This window comes from Actinomadura violacea, from assembly GCF_017573465.1.
Taxonomy (GTDB): domain Bacteria; phylum Actinomycetota; class Actinomycetes; order Streptosporangiales; family Streptosporangiaceae; genus Spirillospora; species Spirillospora violacea.
The window spans coordinates 23,356-40,208 of record NZ_JAGEPF010000021.1; the positions used below are offsets into that span (position 1 = coordinate 23,356).

The following is a 16,853-nucleotide window of genomic DNA, read 5'->3' on the forward strand; positions in this document are numbered from 1 at the left end:
TCGAATCGTGAGGGACGTCAAGGGCGGCCGGACCGGCGGGGGAGAGGGCGGCGCGTCCCGGCGGCCCTACCGTTCCGCGATGCGCGAGGAGGCCGCCCGCCGCACGCGCGGCGCCGTCGTGCGGGCGGCGGCCGAGCTGTTCACCGCCCGCGGCTACGCCGCGACCTCGCTGGCCGACATCGCGGCCGCGGCGGGCGTCGCGCGGCCCACGGTGTTCGCCGCGTTCGGATCCAAGCCGGCTCTGCTGGGCCAGGTCGTCGACCAGGCCCTCGCCGGCGACGACGAGCCCGTCCCGGTGGCGCGGCGGCCGTGGTTCCGGCCCGTCTGGGACGCGGCGACGCCGGAGGAGGTCCTCGACGCGTACGCCTGCGTGTGCACCACCATCGGAGCGCGCGCCGCGGCGGTGTTCGAGGTGGTGCGCAGGGCGGCCGACGAGGGCCCGCAGGTCGCGGAGCTCTGGGACGCCCTGCGGCGCAACCGTCGGGCGGGTGCTCGCATGGTCGCCGAGCACGCCGCTTCCAAAGGCCCGTTGAAGGACGGCCTCGAACGCGCCGTCGACGTCCTCTGGGTCTTCAACGACCCGGCCCACTACGACGCCCTGGTGACGCAGTGCGGCTGGTCCGAGGCCGGCTTCACCGCCTGGCTGTCCGAACAGATGCGCCGCGGACTGCTCGCCCCCTGAGCCGCGTTACGCGGACTCGCGCAGGACGAGGTGCGGGCGCATGATGACGACCGGGTCGGCGACGGCCTCGCCGCGGATCCGCGACACCAGCAGCCGCGCCATCGCCACGCCCATCTCCTCCGGCGACTGGTGCACGCTGCTGAGCGGCGGGTCGGCCAGCGGCGCGGCCGCGGAGTCGTCGAAGCCGATCACCGCGACGTCGTCGGGGACGCGGCGGCCGAGCCTGCGCAGCACCCGCAGCGTGCCGAGCGCCATCGGGTCGCTCGCCGCGAACACCGCGTCCACCGCGGGCTCGCCCGCCAGCAGCCGCTCCGCCGCGGTGATCCCGGTGGCCTCGCCGAAGTCGCCGAACGCGACGTACTCCGGCAGCCCCGCCTCGCCGAGCGCCTCCCGGTAGCCGGCGAGGCGGTCGATGCCCACCCCCATGTCCTGCGGGCCGGCGATTGTCGCGATGCGGCGCCGTCCCCCGGCGATGAGGTGCCCGACGGCCTCGCGGGCGCCGAGCCGGTTGTCGACGTCGACGTAGCTGACCGGCGACAGCCCCGGCGGGCGGCCGCCGAGCACCGTCGGCACCCCGTTGGCCTCCAGCTTCGCGGGCAGCGGGTCCTCGGCGTGCAGCGAGGTCAGCAGGACCCCGTCCACGTGCTGGGTGGTCAGGTAGTGCTCCAGGCGCGCGTACTCGGCGGGGGAGCGGGCGAGCGCCAGCAGCAGCTGCAGCCCGGTGTCGCCGAGGCCGTTGCTGATCCCGCGGATGATCCCGGCGAAGTACGGCTCGCCGAACAGCCGCTGGTCGGACTCGGCGACCACCAGCGCGACCGTGTCGGTGCGCCGGGTGACCAGCGTGCGGGCCGCCCGGTTCGGCACGTACCCGAGCTCGTCGATCGCTTTCAGCACGGCCTGCCGGGCCCGCTCGCTGACCCGCGGCGACCCGTTGATCACCCGGGACACCGTGCCGCGGCCGACCCCGGCGCGCGCCGCGACCTCCTCCAGGGTCGGGCTCGTGCCCCTCTGCGTCATCAGGCCCCCTCCGTTCCGTGCCGTCCCGCCGTCCCGCCCCGCCGGGCCGGCCGCCCCCGGGCGCACCGGCCCGGGGGACGGCGCGACCGTCCGTCCCCCGGGCGGTGCCGATCCGCCGTCAGCCGCGCCCGGGCGGGCCGCCGCGCCGGATCACGTCCGCGTACCAGCGTGCGCTGTCCTTGGGCGTCCGGCGCTGCGTCGCATAGTCCACGTGAACCAGCCCGAAGCGCTTGGAGTAGCCCCAAGCCCACTCGAAATTATCCAGCAGCGACCACGTGAAATAGCCCGCGAGCGGTACGCCGTCGGCGATGGCGGCATGGCACGCGCGCAGGTGCGCGTCGATGTAGGCGATGCGCCCCGCGTCGTGGACCGTGCCATCGCCGTCCGGCGTCTCGTCGTAGCCCGCGCCGTTCTCGGTGATGTACAGCGGGACGGACGGGTACTCGCGGTGCACCCGCGTCAGCACCTCGTGCAGGCCGCCCTCGTCGATCTCCCAGCCCATCCCCGTCGTCGGCCGCCCCGCCGGGACGAACCGGACGTGCTCGCTGCCGACCCACGGCGAGTGCGTCGCGAAGGGCCCCGACGCCGTCTGCGCGGCGTCCCCGGGCGTCCCCGCGACCGTGTGCCGCGTGTAGTAGTTGATGCCGAGCTGGTCGAGCGGCTGGTTGATGACGGCGAGGTCCGCGGCGTCGGGCTCGAACCCGTGCCGGGCCGTGTCGGCCAGGACGTCCTCGGGGTAGCGGCCGAGCAGCAGCGGGTCGAGGAACAGCCTGTTCTGCATGCCGTCGACGCGGCGCGCGGCGTCCGCGTCGGCGGGGTCGTCCGTCGCGGGGGAGACCGCGTACAGGTTGACGGCCGCGCCGAACATGTTGTCCGGCCGGCGGCCCCGCATCGCCCGCACCGCGAGGCCGTGCCCCAGCATCAGGTGGTGCGCGGCCAGCAGGGAGCCGGACGGGTCGAGCCGCCCCGGCGCGTGGTCCCCGGACGCGTAGCCGAGGAACGCCGCGCACCACGGCTCGTTCACCGTCGTCCAGTGCTTCACCCGGTCGCCGATGGCCTCGTGCACGAGTTCCGCATAGTCGGCGAACCGGTACGCGGTCTCCCGCTCGGGCCAGCCGCCCGCGTCCTCCAGCGGCTGCGGCAGGTCCCAGTGGTAGAGCGTCGGCCAGGGCTCGACCCCCGCCTCCAGCAGCGCGTCGACGAGGCGCCGGTAGAAGTCGAGCCCCCGCTCGTTGGCGCTCCCGGCCCCGGACGGCTGCACCCGGGGCCAGGAGATCGAGAACCGGTAGGAGGACAGCCCGAGGTCGCGCATCAGCGCGACGTCCTCGGGATACCGGTGGTAGTGGTCCACGGCGACGTCCCCTGTATCGCCGCCGAGGACCTTGCCCGGGGTGCGCGCGAAGGTGTCCCAGATCGACGGGCCGCGCCCGTCCTCCGCGGCGGCGCCCTCGATCTGGTAGGCGGCCGTGGCGGCGCCCCAGCGGAACCCGGTGGGGAACCGCGGGCCGGCGTCGCGGGCGCCCGGGTCGTCCTGGACGGCGCTGGATTCCAGAGAGGTCACGCCTTCACTGCACCTTCCATGATTCCGCCGATGATCTGGCGGCCGAACACGATGAACACCACGAGCAGCGGCAGGACCGCGACGGTGGTGCCGGCGAACATCAGCGTGTAGTCGTTGAAGTAGGCGTTCGCCAGGTTGTTGATCGAGAGCTGCACCGTGGGGTTCTCGGGGCTGAGCGTCGCCAGCGGCCACATGAAGTCGTTCCAGGACTGCATGAACGTGAAGAGGCCGAGGACGCCCGCGGCGGGTCGCAGCGCGGGCAGCACGACCCGCCAGTAGATGCCGAACGTCGTGCAGCCGTCCACCCGGGCCGCCTCGATCAGCTCGTCCGGGACGGCCTGGTCGGCGTACTGCCGCATCATGAACACCCCGAACCCGGTGACGAGGAACGGGACGATCACCGCCTGCAGATGGTTCTGCCAGCCCAGCTTCACCATGATCATGTAGAGCGGGATGATGCCCATCTGCACCGGGATCATCATCGTCCCGATGATCGTCACCAGCAGCGCGTTCTTGCCGCGGAAGCGCAGCTTGGCGAACGCGAAGCCGGCCAGCGAGGCGAAGAACACGGTGGAGACCGTCACGCACGCCGAGACGATCGCGGAGTTCAGCAGGCCCTTGGCGAAGTAGGCGTCGGGGTTGTCGAACAGCCGGTGCACGTTGGTGCCGCCGTGCCCGCCGGGCAGCAGCGGCGGCGGGACGTCGGAGACCACGTCGTTGGTGCGGGTCGCCACCGCGATCATCCAGTAGATCGGGAAGACCGACAGGGCGATCGCGACGATCAGCGTGAGGTAGGTCAGCGGGCTGGCGTTCCACAGGCCGTGGAGCCGGCCGGGACGGCCGCCGCCGCGCGCGTGCCGGGCACCGCCGGGACCGCCCAGGAGCGTGGTCACTTGGTGCCTCCAGTGCGCCGCACGAACAGGAAGTTGATCAGCGAGAACAGGATGATCATCACGAACAGGGCCCACGCGATGGTGGCGCCGTAGCCGTACCGGTCATGGCCGAAGGCGTTGTCGTACATGTACATCGTCAGCGTCTGGAACTGGTGCAGCGGGCCGCCGTCCATCTTGTTGGGCGTCCCCACGCTGAACAGGACCGGCTCGGTGAACAGTTGCAGCCCGCCGATGGTCGCGATGATCGTCGTGAAGATGATCGTCGGGCGCAGCATCGGCACGGTGATCTGCCAGAACTGCCGGATCCGGGACGCGCCGTCGATCGAGGCGGCCTCGTACAGGTCCTTCGGGATCGCCTGCATGGCGGCGAGGTAGATGAGCGCGTTGTAGCCCGTCCAGCGCCAGTCAACCATGGTGGCGATCGCCACCCACGACCAGCCGCGGCTGGTGGACCAGCCGATCGGGTCGATCCCCACCAGCCCGAGCGCCCAGTTGATCATGCCCCAGTCGTGGTCGAACATCTGGGTGAACACGATCGCGACGGCGGCGGTCGAGGTGACCAGCGGCGCGACCATGCCGATCCGGAACAGGGTCGGCACCCGCATCCGCCGGTTGAGCGCGTTGGCGATGAACAGCGCGATCAGCAACTGCGGCACGGTCGACAGCACGAAGATGGCGACCGTGTTGACCGTCGCGTGCCAGAAGTCGGCGTCGCTCCACAGGTACTTGTAGTTGTCGAAGCCGACCCACTTGCGGGTGCCCGAGGCGAGCTCCCAGTCGTGCAGGGACACCCACAGCGTGTAGACCAGCGGGAACGCGCCGAAGATCGCGAAGATGATGTAGAACGGCGAGATGAAGGCGTACGGCGCGCCCTTCACATCGAGCCGGGTCAGCCGGGAGCGCAGGGAGCGGCCGGCGGCCGGTGGGGCCTTCGCCGGGGGATGCTGGGGGCCGTTCCGGCTGGGGCGCAGATCGGTGGCCATGGCCATGCGCCTCCTTTCCGAGGACGGGACGTGAGCGGGGGAGGAGAACGGCGGCGGCGCCGTACGGGGAGGTGGGGCACGGCGCCGCCGCCGCGGCGGGAGGCGGCTACCTGGCGGCCTTCTTGGCCGCTTCGACGGCCTTGGCCCAGGCCTCGTCCGGCTTGACCTTGCCCTGCCCGACCGAGATCAGGACGTTCTCCACGGCCGCGCGGACGTCCTCGTTCTTCGGGCCGAGGTGGACCGGCTTCACCGAGGCCACCAGGTCACCGAAGATCTTTCCGGCGGGGGCGTCGTTGAAGTAGGCGTTCTTGGAGCCGGCGACGGCCGGGTCCTGCTCGGCCTGCGGCGACGAGGGGAAGGTGTTGGCGGCCGAGTACGCGCCGATCTGCCCCTGCGGGGAGGTCAGGAACTCGGCGAGCGCGGCGGCCTGCTTCGCGTGCTTGGTCTGCTTGGGGACGGCGAGCCACGAGCCGCCCCAGTAGCCGGAGCCGCCGGGCGTCGTCGCCACGTCCCACTTGCCCTTGCCGGACGCGCCGGAGAACTGCTCGATGCCGCCGAGCATCCAGGACGGGCAGGGCACGGTGGCGAACGTGTCGCGCTTGAGGCCGGCCTGCCACGGCGGCGTGAAGATCGACATGTCCGAGGTGAGCTTGTTCTCCTCGAACTTCAGCGAGGTGTCGAACGCCTGCTTCACCGCCGGGTTGGTGTCGAAGACCAGCTTGTCGTCCTTGTCGAAGAAGCTGTAGCCGGGGCCGGCGCCGGCGTTCTGCAGGACGGTGGCGCGGAAGACGGCGGTGGGGCCGTCGAGCCACTTGGTGCCGGACACCTTCTGCTGGAACTTCTGCCCGGTCTGCAGGAACGCGTCCCACGTCGGCCAGAGCTTGCCGACCGCGTCGCGGTCGGTGGGCAGGCCGGCCTTCTTGAACAGGTCCGTGCGGTAGCACATGGCGAGCGGGCCCACGTCGGTGCCGAGCCCGACGAGCTGCTTGCCGTCGGGGCTGAGGCCCATCTGCCACTTCCACGGCAGGAACTTGTCCTGCAGGGCCTTGCCGCCGTAGTCGAACAGGTTGAGGAACTTCGACCGCTGCTGCATGTAGAGCGGGAGGATGCCCTCCTCCAGCATCACCACGTCGCCGGCGCCGCTGCCCGTGGCCATCCACTGCTGGATGCGCGGCTTGTAGGTGTCCAGGTCGGAGACCTTGCGCTGCTTGATGGTGACGCCGGGGTGGGACTGCTCGTACTGCTTGTAGAGCTGGTCGTAGCCGACCTCGCCGAACACGTCGACGGTGAGCGTCACCGGCCCCGAGTCCGAGTCCTTCTTGCCCTTGTCGTCCCCGCCGCAGGCGGCCGCGAGGCCGCCGGCGAGGACCACCGCCATCGCCGTACCCAGTCCGCGCCGCATGATGGCCCTCATGGGGGACCCCTCTCAGGTTGTGTCTTCCATTGCGTGGGAGCGCTCCCACGGATGAAAGACCGTGACGGCCCTCACTGTCAATCCGCTGCAACACAACCGTTACAACTCGGGCGGAACCGGCCGGGCCCCGGTCGGGGCCCGGCTCAGCCCTCCGGTACGGTGGACAGCCGCCGGCCGGCCGGGGGCGGGGCCGCCGGGACCGGCGCCGTGGACCGCCGCACCACCAGCTCCGGACGGAACAGCAGCTCCGTCCGGGGCGAGCGCGCGCCCCGGATCTCGTCCAGCACCGTGCTCACCGCCGCCATCGACATCTCCCGCACGGCCTGCCGGATCGTGGTCAGCGGCGGGTCGAGGTAGGCGGTCAGCAGCGAGTCGTCCATGCCGGTCACCGACACGTCCTCGGGCACCCGCAGGCCGCGCGCGCGGGCCGCCCGGATCGCGCCGAGCGCCATGATGTCGTTGCCGCCGCAGATCGCCGTGCAGCCCGCGTCCAGCAGCTTCGCCGCCGCGGCCTGCCCGCCCTCGACCGTGTACATCGTGTTGACGACCAGCGCCTCGACCTCGTCGGCCGGCAGCCCGGTGTGCGCCGCCATCGCGCGCCGGAACCCCTCGGTCTTGCGGCGCGTCGGCACGTACACGTCCTGCCCGATCGCCAGCCCGATCCGCCGATGGCCCATTGCGGCCAGATGCCCGACGATCGCCTCCAGCGACGCGACGTCGTCATTGGAGATGAACGGCGCGTCGATGTCGGGCCGGTACCCGTTGACCAGCACCACCGGCAGCGCCTGCTCGACGAGCCGGACGTACCGGGCCCGGTCCGAGCGCGCGTTGGCGTGCAGCCCGTTGACGAAGATGATCCCCGCGACGCCGCGCTCCAGCAGCATCTCGATGTAGTCGTCCTCGGCGACGCCGCCCGGCGCCTGCGAGCACAGCACCGCCATGTACCCGTGCCGGGCCAGCGCGCTCTCGATGACCTCGGCGAACGCCGGGAAGATCGGGTTGGTCAGCTCCGGGATGATCAGCCCGATCAGCCCCGCCCGCTGCTGGCGCAGCCGCGCCGGGCGCTCGTAGCCGAGCACGTCCAGCGCGGTCAGCACCGCCTGGCGGGTGGACGGCGACACGCCCGGCTTGCCGTTCAGGACCCGGCTCACGGTCGCCTCGCTCACCCCGGCGTGCGCGGCGATGTCCGCCAGGCGTGTCGTCATAGGTCTCAAATTATCCCTCTTCAACGGTCCGCCACAGCGCCGTGTCGGGCGGGAGCTCGGCCGTGTCGCCGTCGATGTGGACCGGTCCGCTCGCGAGGAGCGGCGCGCCCGGCACCTTGACGCGGACCGGGCGGCCGCCCATGTTCACGACGCAGACGCACGCGCGGCCGGTCGCCGGGTCCTCGCGGACGAACGACAGCGTCCCCTCCGGGCCGTCCAGCCAGCGGAGCGGGCCGTCACCGAGCGCGGGATGCTCGTGCCGGACGGCGAGGGCCGCCCGGTACAGGGCGAGCACGGAGTCCGGGTCCTCGCTCTGCGCCGCGACGGTCAGGTCGCGCCACGACGTCGGGATCGGCAGCCACGACGAGGCGCCGGCGCCAAAGCCGAACGGCGGCTCCTCGCCCTCCCACGGCATCGGCACCCGGCAGCCGTCGCGGCCCTGGCCCTCGCCGCGCAGCCGCTGCGGGTCCTGCTGGAACTCCTCCGGCAGGTCGAGCACCTCGGGAAGGCCCAGCTCCTCGCCCTGGTAGACGTACGCCGAGCCGGGCAGCGCCAGCGTCAGCAGCGCCGCCGCGCGGGCGCGCCGCAGGCCGGTGCCGCCGCCGCCGTAGCGGGTGACGTGCCGCTTGACGTCGTGGTTGGACAGCACCCAGGTCGCGGGCGCGCCGACCGCGCCGGCGGTGCGCAGCGACTCCTCGATCACCGCCCGCATCCCGGCCGCCTCCCACGGCGCGGTCAGGTAGTGGAAGTTGAACGCCTGGTGCAGCTCGTCCGGACGCGTGTAGTGGGCGAGCCGCTCGGGGGTCGGCGCCCACGCCTCCGCGACGGCCACCCGGTCCCCGCCGTAGGAGTCCAGGACGCGGCGCCACTCGCGGTGGATGTCGTGCACGGCGTCCTGGTCGAAGTACGGCAGGACGTCGGTGCCGAGCATCTCGACCTGGTTCGCGTGCCCGACGTCGGGCAGCCCCGGCGCCTTGGCCATGCCGTGCGCGACGTCGACGCGGAACCCGTCCACGCCGAGGTCCAGCCAGAACCGCAGGATGTCCGCGAACTCGGCGCGGACCTCGGGGTTCTCCCAGTTCAGGTCCGGCTGCTCGGCGGCGAACAGGTGCAGGTACCACTGCCCGTCCGGCACCCGCGTCCAGGCGGGGCCGCCGAACACCGACTCCCAGTCGTTCGGCGGCTCGGCGCCGTCCGGGCCGCGGCCGTCGCGGAAGACGTAGCGGGCGCGCTCCGGGGAACCGGGCGCGGCGGCCAGCGCCGCCTGGAACCAGGCGTGCCGGTCGGAGGTGTGGTTCGGGACGACGTCGACGATGATCCGCAGCCCGTGCCGGTGCGCGTCCGCGATCAGCTCGCGGGCGTCGGCGAGCGTGCCGAACAGCGGGTCGACGTCGCGGTAGTCGGCGACGTCGTAGCCGAAGTCGGCCATCGGCGAGACGTAGAACGGGGTCAGCCACAGCGCGTCCACGCCGAGCGAGGCCAGGTACGGCAGCCGGGACCGCACGCCCGGCAGGTCGCCGACGCCGTCCCCGCCCGAGTCGGCGAAGCTGCGCACGTACACCTGGTAGATGACGGCGTCGCGCCACCAGCGGCCGGCGTCCCCGGCGGGAGAGCCCGGTGCGGCGACGGCGAGGGTGTCCTGCGTCATGAACGTCCTTCGGTAGGGAGCCTGACAGGTCACTTGACGTGCGGGTTCACTTGACGCCGCCGGCGGTGAGGCCGGCGACGATGCGGCGCTGGAAGACCAGCACCACGGCGATCAGCGGGACGGTCACGATGACGCCCGCCGCCATCTGGGTGCCGAACGGCTGGTCGAAGCCCGACACGCCGGTGAACTTGGAGATCGCCACGGTGGCGGTCTGCATCTCCTTCTTGTTCACCATGGACAGCGCGATGAGGAACTCGTTCCACGCGGCGATGAACGTCAGGATCGCCGTGGTGAACACCCCGGGCGCCGCCAGCGGGACGATGACCTTGCGGAACGCCTGGCCGCGGGTGCAGCCGTCGACCATCGCGGCCTGCTCCAGCTCGTAGGGCAGCTGCCGGAAGAAGGCGGTGAGCAGCCACACCGACAGCGGCAGCGCGAACCCCAGGCTCGGCAGGATCATCGCCTGGTAGGTGTTGATCCACTTGATGTCCGTGAACAGCTTCAGCAAGGGCACCAGCTGGGAGATTCCCGGGAACATCGTGGTCGCGATGATCAGGCCGAGCACCGCGTTCTTGAACCGGAAGTCCAGCCGGGCCAGCGCGTAGGCGGTGAACGTGCCGATGAACAGGGTCAGCACGGTGGTGCAGCCCGCCACGACGAGGCTGTTCAGCAGCGCGCGGCCGAAGCCGTTGTCGCCGGAGAACACCGCGTGGAAGTTCTCCCACGACCAGCGCGCGGGGACGATCGAGTTGTCGAACTGGTCCTGCGGCCGCCGGAAAGCCGACACCGTCATCCAGTAGAACGGCGCGAGGCAGTACACGGCCACGAGGGCGAGGCCGAGGTAGGACAGCACCCGCTTCGGGAGCGACCCGGTCATGCGGTCACCTTCTTCCGCTTGCCCTTGACCGGCCGGTTCCTGCGGTGCCGTTTCGTGTGGTGCCGCTTCGTCTGCTGCCGGGCCTCGCCGATGATGTCGGCGCCGAGCAGCTTGACGAACAGGTACGCGATCAGCGCGATGTACAGGAACAGGATCGTCGCGTACGCCGCGGCGGACCCGTACCGCAGGTTGGACGCCTCGAACCAGGCGATCATCGTCAGCGTCTCCACCGACTTCTGGTTCACGCCGATCAGCACCGCGGGCAGGTCGAACATCCGCAGCACATCCAGCATCCGGAACAGCACCGCGACCAGCAATGCGGGCTTGACCAGCGGGAGAGTGATCCGCCAGAACTGCTGGAGCGGCCCGGCGCCGTCCACCCGGGCGGCCTCGTAGACGTCGCGCGGGATCATCTGCAGGCCGGCCAGGACGAGCAGCCCGATGAACGGGGAGGTCTTCCAGACCTCGGCGATGACGACGGCCAGCTTGGCCTGGAACCCGTCGGCGGTCCACAGGATCTGGTGCCGCAGCACCGCGTTCGCGGCGCCGTCCGCCTGGAAGATCCACCGCCACAGCAGGCCGGAGATCGCCGTCGGGATCGCCCACGGGACGAGGATGCTGGCCCGCACGAGCGCCCGGCCGCGGAACGCCCGCTGCATGATCAGCGCCATCGAGACGCCGATCAGCGTCTCCAGCACGACGGTCGTGACGGTGAAGAACGTCGTGTTGCCGAAGGCGTTCCAGAACGCGTCGCCGCGGTCGCCGTGGAAGATCGCGGTGTAGTTGTCCAGGCCGACGAACCGCTCGCCCTGCACGACGAACCCGTCGGCGTCCAGGCCCTCGCCGCGCGCGTACAGCGACTCCCGGAACCCGGCGAGCACCGGGTAGCCGATGACCAGCGCGAGCACGAGCAGGGTCGGGGACAGCAGCAGCGCGGCGAGCCGCTTGGTGCCCTGGACGTCGCGCTTGCGGGGGCGCGGGGGCCGGCCCGCCGCGGCGGTGTCCGCGGCGGGCGGCGTGCCGTCGTACGTCGTGGTCATGCCGCTCACTGCGCGGTCAGCGGACCGAGCGCGCCCTGCAGGTCGGCCAGCGCCTGGTCGGCGGTCTTCTTGCCGGTCACCGCGTCGTACACTTCGCCCTGGATCGCGGCGGTGACGTCGCCGTACTTCACCGCGACCGGGCGGGGCTTGGCGTTGGTGATGGCCTGCTTGAGCACCGGCAGGTACGGGAACTTCTTCGCCGTCTCCGGGTCGTCGTAGAGCGAGGCGAGCGTCGGCGCCTGCGAGGTGGCCAGCAGGTTCGCGCGCTGCGACTGCTCGCCGGTCAGGTAGCGGATGAAGTCCAGCGAGGTCGCCTTGTTCTTGGCGAACGCCGAGACCGCGAGGTTGTGGCCGCCGAGGTTGGCGACGCCGGGCCCGTTCGGGCCGGGCAGCTGCGCGACCGCGAACTTGCCCGCCACCTTCGACGAGCCGTCGCCGGAGTTGGCGAGCGCGTACTGGTACGGCCACTGCCGCTGGAACAGCAGCTTGCCGGACTGGAAGTAGCGGCGGCCGCCCTCGGTGTCGAGGGTGACGGCCTCCTTCGGCAGCCGGCCGTCCTTCTTGGCGTTGACGAGGAACTCCAGGCCCTGCTTGGCCTGCGGCGTGTTCAGCGTCGGCTTGCCGTCCGCGCCGACGATGGACCCGCCGGCGCTGCCGATCGCCTCGACCGCGCTGATCGTGATGCTCTCGGTCTTGTTGACCTCGGTGAAGAAGCAGTCGACGCCCTTGCCTTCGGGCAGCTTCTTGACCTTGTCGCAGTCGGACCACATCTCCGCGTACGTCTTCGGGGGCGCGGAGACGCCCGCCTTGCCGAGCAGGTCCTTGCGGTAGTACAGCATCCCGGCGTCGGACGTGGACGGCACCGCGTACAGGTTGCCGCGGTACTGCCCGGTCGTGACGGTCGCGGGCAGCATCTTCGCCAGGTCGACCTTGTCCTTGGGCAGCGGCGTCAGCCAGCGGTTGGCGGCGAACTCCGCGGTCCACACCACGTCCAGGTTCAGCACCGAGTACGCGTCGGACCTCGTCGTCGCGTTCTGGATCATCTGCTGGCGCTGGTCGTTCGGCTCGTCCGGCAGCTCGATGATCCGGACCTGCTCCTTCGGGTGGTCGGTGTTCCAGCCGTCCACCTGCTTCTGCAGGTAGCCGGACCGGTCCTTGCCGGTGACGAAGGTGATGGGCCCGCGGCCGGTGAGGCTCGCCGCGGCGGCTCCGCCCTTCGAGGCGCCCCCGTCGTCCCCGCCGCAGGCGGAGAGGGAGAGCGCGAGGGCGGCGCACAGCAGCGGGCCGGTGACGAGCGGGCGGGTGAGGAGCGGGCGGGTGCCGGGGGAGACGGGGGCGCCGATCGGGGGGATGCGCCGCATGGGGTCCTCCTTCGCGGGGGCGCGCGGGACGTCGCCCCGCGGGTCCGGGATTGGGGTGGCTGGACCGGGACGTTAGCAACGGCTTGCAGTCTCGTAAATAGCTTGCAGAAAGTTTCTGCAAGTCTGTTGCGGACCCGTAACCCCTTGCAGGAGCGGGGCAAACCCGGTGGCGCGCCGGCGGCCTCTGCGCCAGGCTTCCGTCGTGACCTCCGAAGACCTCCGGCTCGTCCGCGACCACACCGTGCTGTCGGTCGTCACCGGCTCGCGCGCGTACGGCCTGGCGACCGGGGACAGCGACACCGACCGGCGCGGCGTGTTCGTCGCGCCCGCCCCGCTGTTCTGGCGTTTCAGCAAGCCGCCGACCCACCTGGACGGGCCGCTGCCCGAGCAGTTCTCCTGGGAGTTCGAGCGGTTCTGCGAGCTGGCGCTGGCCGCGAACCCGACCGTCCTGGAGTGCCTCTGGTCGCCGATCGTCGAGACCGTCACGCCGGTCGGGGAGGAGCTGCTGGCCGTCCGGGACGCGTTCCTGTCCCGGCACGCGCACCGCACCTTCCTGCGCTACGCCGACGCCCAGTTCCGCAAGCTGCAAGGCGACTTGCGCAACCGCGGCGAGCCGAAGTGGAAGCACGTCATGCACCTGCTGCGGCTGCTGGTGAGCGGCGAGCACCTGGTCCGGACGGGCGAGCCGCTGGTGGACGTCGGCGCCCTGCGCGACCGGCTCCTCGCCGTCCGGCGCGGCGAGACCGGCTGGGAGGAGATCGAGCGCTGGCGCGCGTCCCTCACGGCCGACCTCGACGGCGCCCTGGAGAGCAGCCCGCTGCCCGCCGAGCCCGACCGCGACCGTATCGAGAACCTGCTGACCTCCGTCCGCCGCAGGAGCGTGAACTGGTGAAACTCCCCGAAGGCATGCTCGACGCCCTCGCCGCCGACCACCCGTACCCGCGGGCGTTCGTCACGGTCAGCGGCGCCCACCTGTACGGCTTCCCCTCGCAGGACTCCGACGTCGACCTGCGCGGCGTCCACCTGCTGCCGCTGGAGGAGATCGTCGGCCTGGAGACGGGCGAGGAGACCGTCACGCTCATGTGGGACCACGCGGGGGTGGAGGCCGACGTGGTCACCCACGACCTCGCGAAGTTCTGCGCGCTGCTGCTGCGGCGCAACGGCTACGTGCTGGAGCAGGTGCTGTCCCCGCTGGTCGTCGCGACGTCGCCGCTGCACGAGGAGCTGGTGGCGCTGACGCCGGGGCTGTTCACGTCCAACCACGCGCACCACTACCTCGGTTTCGCGCGCTCGCAGTGGGCGCTGTTCGAGAAGACGGGCGAGCTGAAGCCGCTGCTCTACACGTTCCGGGTGCTGCTCACCGGCATCCACCTGATGCGGGAGGCGGAGCTCCAGGCGGATCTGACCCGCCTGACCGGATACGGCCCCGCCTACCTGCCGGACCTGGTCGAGGCGAAGCGGGCCGCCGAGCACGGCCTGCTCCCGCCGGACGCCCCGTCCGCGGAGGTTCTGCGGGCGGACGTCGCCGCGCTCACGGCCCGGCTCGAGGACGAGCGGGAGCGCAGCGCCCTGCCCGAGCAGCCGGCGGCGCGGCGTGCCCTGCACGAACTCGTCGTCCGCGCGCGAATCGGCTGAACCCTCGGGTACCTCCTCTGCGTGCCAGTCGGTGTGACGGCCCGGAAATTTCGTTCAGAGTTTGAATGATTCACGGGTAGATTGATCGCCGGGGCATGATCACGAGCCGAGGAGGGGAAGATGCACGAGCAGGGCATCGACCGCGACGACATCGCGGAGGCGGACCTGAGAACGCGGAGCGGCACGTTCCGCGCCGTGGCGTTCCGGGACCCGGTCGACGGCAACGAGCACATGGCGCTCGTCCGGGGCGACGTCGCGGGCCGCCCGCGCGTCCTGGTCCGGATGCACTCCGAGTGCATGACCGGCGACATCTTCGGCGCCACCCGGTGCGAGTGCGGCGACCAGCTGCGCGCGTCCATGGACGCGGTCGTCCGCGAGGGCGCCGGCGTCCTGGTCTACCTGCGCGGCCACGAGGGCCGGGGGATCGGGCTGGTCGCCAAGGTGCGCACGCACGTCCTGCAGGACCAGGGGCTCGACACCGTCGACTCGGCGACCGCGATCGGGCTGCCGGTCGACACCCGCGACTACGGCCCCGCCGCGCGGGTCCTGCGGTACCTCGGCGTCGGATCGGTGCGGCTGCTGTCCAACAACCCGGCGAAGGTCAGCGCGCTGCGGTCCTACGGCATCGACGTCGCCGCCCGGGTCCCCCTCCTCGTCCCGGTCAGCGACGACAACCTCCGCTACCTGACCGCCAAGCGCGACCGCCTCGGCCACGACCTGCCGCAGCTGGACGACGTGCTGCCCGCGAAGGCGGCCCGCGCGGACGCCGGCGAGGCGCGCCGATGACGCGGCCGATGGCGGTGTCCCGCCCGCTGCTGCGGACGGGGTGGCGCGGGCCCGCGGCGTGGCGGACGTGGGAGCTGGCCGGCGCCGCGTTCGTGCAGGTGGGCGCCGTGGCGGTACTGCGGCCGGGCGCGGTGGGGCTCGCCGTCGGGGTCGGCTACGCGATCGCCGCCTGGAGCGTCCTGGAGTTCGCGTTCCGGGGGCGGCGCGCCCTCGGCCCCGCCGACCACGTCACGCTCGCGCGGGTCGTCCTCGTGGGCTGCGTCGCGGCGCTCGTCGCGGGACGTCTCGCGCACGGCGGGCCGGTCGCGGTCCTGGTCGCGCTCGCGGCCGTCGCGCTCGTCCTCGACGGGGTGGACGGACGGGTCGCGCGGCGCACCGGGACGTCCTCCGACCTCGGCGCGCGGTTCGACATGGAGGCCGACGCGCTGCTGATCCTGGTGCTGTCGGTGCAGGTCGCGACGGTGACCGGGCTGTGGGCGCTGGCGATCGGGACGATGCGGTACGCGTTCGTCGCGGCGTCGTGGGCGGCGCCGTGGCTGCGCGCGCCGCTGCCGCCGAGCTTCGCGCGCAAGGCGGTCGCGGTCGTGCAGGGCGTCGTGCTGACGGCCGCCGCGTCGGGGCTCGTCCCCTTCGCGTGGGCGCTCGTCGCGGCGGCGCTGGCGCTGCTGGCGTGGTCGTTCGGACGGGACGTGCTGGCCCTGGGCCTGCGCCACCGGCGGGAGAGGGGGGTTCGTGGAGCTCAGCGCGCGCGCGTTCTGGATCCGGTCGCCCGGTGAGGCGGAGATCCGCCCGGTGGAGCTGGCGGAGCCGGGGCCCGGCGAGGTCGTCGTCCGGACGGTGTTCTCCGGCGTCAGCCGGGGGACCGAGGCGCTGGTGTTCCGCGGCGGCGTCCCGGAGAACCAGTACGCGGTGATGCGGGCGCCGTTCCAGGACGGCGCGTTCCCCGGCCCGGTCAAGTACGGGTACCTGAACGTCGGGGTCGTCGAGCACGGCCCGCCGGAGCTGGCCGGGCGGCACGTGTTCTGCCTCTACCCGCACCAGACCCGGTACGTGGTCCCGGAGCCGGCCGTCGTGCCGGTGCCGGACGGCGTCCCGCCCGAGCGGGCGGTCCTCGCCGGGACCGTGGAGACCGCCGTGAACGCGCTGTGGGACGCGGCGCCGCTGGTCGGCGACCGGATCGCGGTCGTCGGTGCGGGAATGGTCGGCTGCTCGGTCGCGGGCGTCCTCGCGGGACTGCCCGGCTGCGACGTCCAGCTCGTCGACGTCGACCCGGCGCGGGCCGAGACGGCGCGCGCGCTCGGCGTGGAGTTCGCGCTGCCCGGCGACGCCGAGGGCGGCCGCGACCTGGTCTTCCACGCCAGCGCCACGGAGGACGGGCTGGCCCGGTCGCTGGAGCTGCTCGCGCCCGAGGGCGAGGTGATCGAGCTGAGCTGGTACGGCGACCGGAAGGTGAGCGTCCCGCTCGGCGAGTTCTTCCACTCGCGCCGGCTCGCCGTCCGCGCCAGCCAGGTCGGCATGGTCGCCCCCGCCCGGCGGCCGCGGCGCTCGTTCGGCGACCGGCTCGCGCTCGCGCTGCGGCTGCTGGCCGCCCCGGCTTTCGGCGCACTGATCACGGGGAACAGCCCCTTCGAGGAGCTTCCCCAGGTCATGGCCCGCCTGTCGGGCGGGGAGGCGCCCGCGCTCTGCCACCGGATCGACTACCCGCAGGACTAGCACGCGCCGGAACGCCCGGCGCGCACAGGAACAGGGAG

Annotated in this window: 16 protein-coding genes; 6 read left to right on the top strand and 10 right to left on the bottom strand. The window is 72.4% G+C overall.

Going from position 1 to position 16,853, the window contains the following annotated elements; translation table 11 throughout:
- The first annotated feature begins 7 nt into the window (after positions 1–7).
- Entirely contained in the window at positions 8–682 is a 675-nt protein-coding gene (locus J4709_RS32070) for a TetR/AcrR family transcriptional regulator (protein ID WP_208246298.1), read from the top strand.
- Positions 683–688: 6 nt separating this feature from the next.
- Here the strand turns inward: J4709_RS32070 and J4709_RS32075 are convergent, their stop codons facing one another.
- The 10 genes from J4709_RS32075 to J4709_RS32120 form a co-directional block, all read right to left on the bottom strand.
- Positions 689–1,699 (bottom strand): LacI family DNA-binding transcriptional regulator, encoded by a 1,011-nt coding sequence (locus J4709_RS32075; RefSeq protein WP_208246300.1) that lies wholly within the window; start codon positions 1,697–1,699, stop codon positions 689–691.
- A 118-nt stretch (positions 1,700–1,817) separates the two neighbouring features.
- A complete protein-coding gene (locus tag J4709_RS32080; protein ID WP_208246640.1) occupies positions 1,818–3,251 on the bottom strand; it encodes a GH1 family beta-glucosidase in 1,434 nt (477 codons plus the stop codon).
- Between the two features lie 5 nt (positions 3,252–3,256).
- Entirely contained in the window at positions 3,257–4,153 is an 897-nt protein-coding gene (locus tag J4709_RS32085) for a carbohydrate ABC transporter permease (RefSeq protein ID WP_307801718.1), read from the bottom strand.
- Entirely contained in the window at positions 4,150–5,136 is a 987-nt protein-coding gene (locus J4709_RS32090) for a carbohydrate ABC transporter permease (protein ID WP_208246302.1), read from the bottom strand. Before J4709_RS32090 ends, J4709_RS32085 begins: the two co-directional genes overlap by 4 nt.
- A gap of 106 nt (positions 5,137–5,242) precedes the next feature.
- Positions 5,243–6,538, bottom strand: a complete 1,296-nt coding sequence (locus J4709_RS32095) for an extracellular solute-binding protein (RefSeq protein ID WP_232384361.1) — start codon at positions 6,536–6,538, stop codon at positions 5,243–5,245.
- Positions 6,539–6,693: 155 nt separating this feature from the next.
- Entirely contained in the window at positions 6,694–7,755 is a 1,062-nt protein-coding gene (locus tag J4709_RS32100) for a LacI family DNA-binding transcriptional regulator (RefSeq protein WP_208246306.1), read from the bottom strand.
- Positions 7,756–7,765: 10 nt separating this feature from the next.
- The gene (locus J4709_RS32105; RefSeq protein ID WP_208246308.1) at positions 7,766–9,403 is read right to left on the bottom strand and encodes a glycoside hydrolase family 13 protein; all 1,638 of its coding nucleotides are present in this window, start codon (positions 9,401–9,403) and stop codon (positions 7,766–7,768) included.
- A gap of 46 nt (positions 9,404–9,449) precedes the next feature.
- A complete protein-coding gene (locus J4709_RS32110) occupies positions 9,450–10,280 on the bottom strand; it encodes a carbohydrate ABC transporter permease (RefSeq protein WP_208246310.1) in 831 nt (276 codons plus the stop codon).
- On the bottom strand, positions 10,277–11,320 hold the full coding sequence (locus J4709_RS32115) for a carbohydrate ABC transporter permease (RefSeq protein ID WP_208246312.1): 1,044 nt from the start codon (positions 11,318–11,320) through the stop codon (positions 10,277–10,279). Before J4709_RS32115 ends, J4709_RS32110 begins: the two co-directional genes overlap by 4 nt.
- Positions 11,321–11,325: 5 nt before the next feature.
- Entirely contained in the window at positions 11,326–12,681 is a 1,356-nt protein-coding gene (locus tag J4709_RS32120) for an ABC transporter substrate-binding protein (RefSeq protein ID WP_208246314.1), read from the bottom strand.
- A 202-nt stretch (positions 12,682–12,883) separates the two neighbouring features.
- Between J4709_RS32120 and J4709_RS32125 the strand changes: the two genes are divergently transcribed.
- The 5 genes from J4709_RS32125 (at position 12,884) to J4709_RS32145 (ending at position 16,815) form a co-directional block, all read left to right on the top strand.
- Entirely contained in the window at positions 12,884–13,573 is a 690-nt protein-coding gene (locus tag J4709_RS32125) for a nucleotidyltransferase domain-containing protein (RefSeq protein ID WP_208246316.1), read from the top strand.
- Positions 13,570–14,316, top strand: a complete 747-nt coding sequence (locus J4709_RS32130) for a nucleotidyltransferase domain-containing protein (protein ID WP_307801721.1) — start codon at positions 13,570–13,572, stop codon at positions 14,314–14,316. The genes J4709_RS32125 and J4709_RS32130 overlap by 4 nt, the downstream gene beginning before the upstream one ends.
- A gap of 120 nt (positions 14,317–14,436) precedes the next feature.
- Positions 14,437–15,102 (top strand): GTP cyclohydrolase II, encoded by a 666-nt coding sequence (ribA, locus tag J4709_RS32135; RefSeq protein WP_208246318.1) that lies wholly within the window; start codon positions 14,437–14,439, stop codon positions 15,100–15,102.
- The gene (locus J4709_RS32140; protein ID WP_232384362.1) at positions 15,099–15,878 is read left to right on the top strand and encodes a CDP-alcohol phosphatidyltransferase family protein; all 780 of its coding nucleotides are present in this window, start codon (positions 15,099–15,101) and stop codon (positions 15,876–15,878) included. Before ribA ends, J4709_RS32140 begins: the two co-directional genes overlap by 4 nt.
- Positions 15,835–16,815: a zinc-dependent alcohol dehydrogenase gene (locus J4709_RS32145; protein WP_208246320.1), complete on the top strand. Its 981-nt coding sequence runs from the start codon at positions 15,835–15,837 to the stop codon at positions 16,813–16,815. The genes J4709_RS32140 and J4709_RS32145 overlap by 44 nt, the downstream gene beginning before the upstream one ends.
- The last annotated feature ends 38 nt before the right edge of the window (positions 16,816–16,853 follow it).

Bases quoted from the DNA above. Each gene is read 5' to 3' on its own strand.
- J4709_RS32075 (WP_208246300.1), bottom strand. From the start codon at position 1,699: ATGACGCAGAGGGGCACGAGCCCGACCCTGGAGGAGGTCGCGGCGCGC.
- J4709_RS32090 (WP_208246302.1), bottom strand. From the start codon at position 5,136: ATGGCCACCGATCTGCGCCCCAGCCGGAACGGCCCCCAGCATCCCCCG.
- J4709_RS32095 (WP_232384361.1), bottom strand. From the start codon at position 6,538: ATGCGGCGCGGACTGGGTACGGCGATGGCGGTGGTCCTCGCCGGCGGC.
- J4709_RS32100 (WP_208246306.1), bottom strand. From the start codon at position 7,755: ATGACGACACGCCTGGCGGACATCGCCGCGCACGCCGGGGTGAGCGAG.
- J4709_RS32105 (WP_208246308.1), bottom strand. From the start codon at position 9,403: ATGACGCAGGACACCCTCGCCGTCGCCGCACCGGGCTCTCCCGCCGGG.
- J4709_RS32110 (WP_208246310.1), bottom strand. From the start codon at position 10,280: ATGACCGGGTCGCTCCCGAAGCGGGTGCTGTCCTACCTCGGCCTCGCC.
- J4709_RS32115 (WP_208246312.1), bottom strand. From the start codon at position 11,320: ATGACCACGACGTACGACGGCACGCCGCCCGCCGCGGACACCGCCGCG.
- J4709_RS32120 (WP_208246314.1), bottom strand. From the start codon at position 12,681: ATGCGGCGCATCCCCCCGATCGGCGCCCCCGTCTCCCCCGGCACCCGC.
- ribA (WP_208246318.1), top strand. From the start codon at position 14,437: ATGCACGAGCAGGGCATCGACCGCGACGACATCGCGGAGGCGGACCTG.
- J4709_RS32140 (WP_232384362.1), top strand. From the start codon at position 15,099: ATGACGCGGCCGATGGCGGTGTCCCGCCCGCTGCTGCGGACGGGGTGG.